Below are 2,396 nucleotides of genomic sequence, written 5' to 3'. Positions count from 1 at the left end.
GGGCACCAGTTCGAGCACGCGATCGATATCGAGGACGACCATGAGCTGGCCGTCGAGGCGGTGGACGCCGCCGGCGAGCTTGGCCATGCGGGGATCGAGGTTGACCGGGTTGTCCTCGCGGCCGGCGTCGGGCAGCCGCAACACCTCGCCGATCTGGTCGATCAACAGGCCATAGGATTCGCCGCGCTGGTCGACGCCGACCGCCATCGGCGGCTTGCCGTCGTCGGCCTTCGGCAGCCCGAGCCGGGCGCGCATGTCGACCACGGTGACGATGCGGCCGCGCAGATTGAGCACGCCGGCGATCTCGCTGGAGGACAGCGGCACCCGCGTCAGCCGCTCCGGCATGAACACGTCCTGCACCCGCGAGATCGGCAGCCCGAACAGCTGGCCACCGATCACGGCGGTGACGTATTCGGCCATCGCGCCTTCACTGGTCTCGGTCTTGTTGATCATCGATGTGTTTTCCCTCAAGCCGCGCGGCGCAGTTCGGCGGTCTGCTCTTTCAGCGCCGCGATCAGCCCGGGACGGTCGAACTTGGCGACATAGTCGTGGAAGCCGGCCTGCCGGCCGCGCTCGATCGCCGCCGGCGACACCATCGCCGACAGCGCGATGATCGGCAGCTGGTTGAAGTTCTGGTCGGAGCGGATGTTCTCGGCGAACTCAAACCCGTTCATCTCGGGCATCTCGATGTCGGTCAGCACGACGTCGAACGCCTGGCCGGAGCGCAGCGCGGCGAGGCCCTCCTGCGCATTCGGCGCGGTCCGCACCTTGTAGCCGGCGGCTTTGAGCACCGGCGCCAGCATGTTGCGGAAGAACGCCGAGTCATCGACCAGCAGCACCGACTGCGCCGAGGCCGACGGGCGCATCTCCTTGCGCGAGAACCAGTCGGCGAACGCCATCGGCAGGAAGTGGCCGACGTCGATCACCTCGGTGGCCTGGCCCTTGATCACGGCCGAGCCGAGGATGCCGTCCTGGCTGCCCGCGACCTCGATGTTGAGCCGCTCCTCGACGATGTCGATGATCTCGTCGACCACGAGCCCCATCGAGCGGCCGTCGTCGGCGAACACCAGGATCGGCTGCGCGCCCTGCGACTGCACCTCGACGCCCGCCATCTGCACCAGCGGCATCAGCTGCTCGCGGTACTGCACCATGTAGCGGCCGTTCGAGAGCTCGATCTTGTCGGTTGCGATCTCTTCCAGCCGGGTGACGAGGCCGAGCGGCACCGCCTTGGGCTGGCTCGAGCCGGCGCGGAACACCAAGAGCGAGGTCAGCTGCTCGCCGCTTGCGGCATGGGCGTTGGCATTGTCGTCGGCCATGTCATGGGCCGAGGAGCCGGAGGCGCCGAGTGCTTTTGCAATCCCGTTGGGGTCGATGATCATGATCACGGCGCCATCGCCCAGGATGGTATTGCCGGAGAACATGTCGATGTGCCGCAGTTTCGTGGACATCGGCTTGACCACGATCTCCTCGGTGTGGAACACGCCGTCGACCACGATGCCAAAAGTCTGGCTGCCGACCTGCGTGACCACGATGAAGCCGTTCTCGGCATCGGTTGATGTCGCGCCGTCGTCGATCTTCAGGAGCTTCTTCAGATGGATCAGCGGCAGCAGCTTGTTGCGCAGGCGCAAGACCGCGGTGTCCTTGATCCGCTCGATGCGGTGCTCGGAGTTGGCGCGGGCCCGCACCAGCTCGACCACGGACAGTTGGGGAATCGCAAAACGGTCGCCGCCGGCTTCCACGATCAGCGCCGAGACGATCGCCAAGGTCAGCGGGATCTTGATGGTGACGGAAGCGCCCTCGCCGGCCACGCTCTTGATGTCGATGGTGCCGCCGATCTGGTCGATATTGGTGCGCACCACATCCATGCCGACGCCGCGGCCGGACACCGAGGTCACCTGCGCCGCGGTCGAGAAGCCCGGCGCGAAGATGAACTTGTGGATCTGGGCTTCGGTCATCTTCTCCAGTTCAGCCTCGGTGACGAGACCGTTCTGGAGCGCCTTGGCCTTGATCCGCTCGGTGTTGAGCCCGCGGCCATTGTCGGCGATGCAGATGATGATGTGGCCGCCTTCGTGATAGGCGGAGAGGCGGATGGTGCCCTGCTCTGGCTTGCCGGCGGCGAGGCGCTCGGCGGTGGTCTCCAGGCCGTGATCGGCGGAGTTGCGCACCATGTGCGTCAACGGATCCTTGATCAGGTCGAGCACCTGGCGGTCGAGCTCGGTGTCGGCGCCGTGCATCTCCAGCTCGATCTGCTTGCCGAGTTCGCCGGAGAGGTCGCGCACGATGCGCGGCAGCTTCTGCCAGGCATTGCCGATCGGCTGCATCCGCGTCTTCATGACGCCTTCCTGCAGCTCGGCGGTGACGTTGGAGAGCCGCTGCAGCGGCACCTTGAACTCGGT

General features: G+C 66.3%; 2 protein-coding genes. Both read right to left on the bottom strand.

What is annotated here, in order from left to right:
• Positions 1-453: chemotaxis protein CheW (locus tag JQ616_RS39175; protein WP_212023527.1), on the bottom strand; the 453-nt coding region annotated here is incomplete at its 3' end.
• A 14-nt stretch (positions 454-467) separates the two neighbouring features.
• Positions 468-2,396 (bottom strand): hybrid sensor histidine kinase/response regulator (locus tag JQ616_RS39170; RefSeq protein WP_212023526.1); only part of this gene is annotated, 1,929 nt, incomplete at its 5' end.

The sequence above is a fragment of the Bradyrhizobium tropiciagri genome (genome assembly GCF_018130545.1).
Classification (GTDB): Bacteria; Pseudomonadota; Alphaproteobacteria; order Rhizobiales; family Xanthobacteraceae; genus Bradyrhizobium; species Bradyrhizobium tropiciagri_A.
Note: the sequence above shows the minus strand (reverse complement) of the source record. Positions and strands in the feature narration are given on the sequence as shown.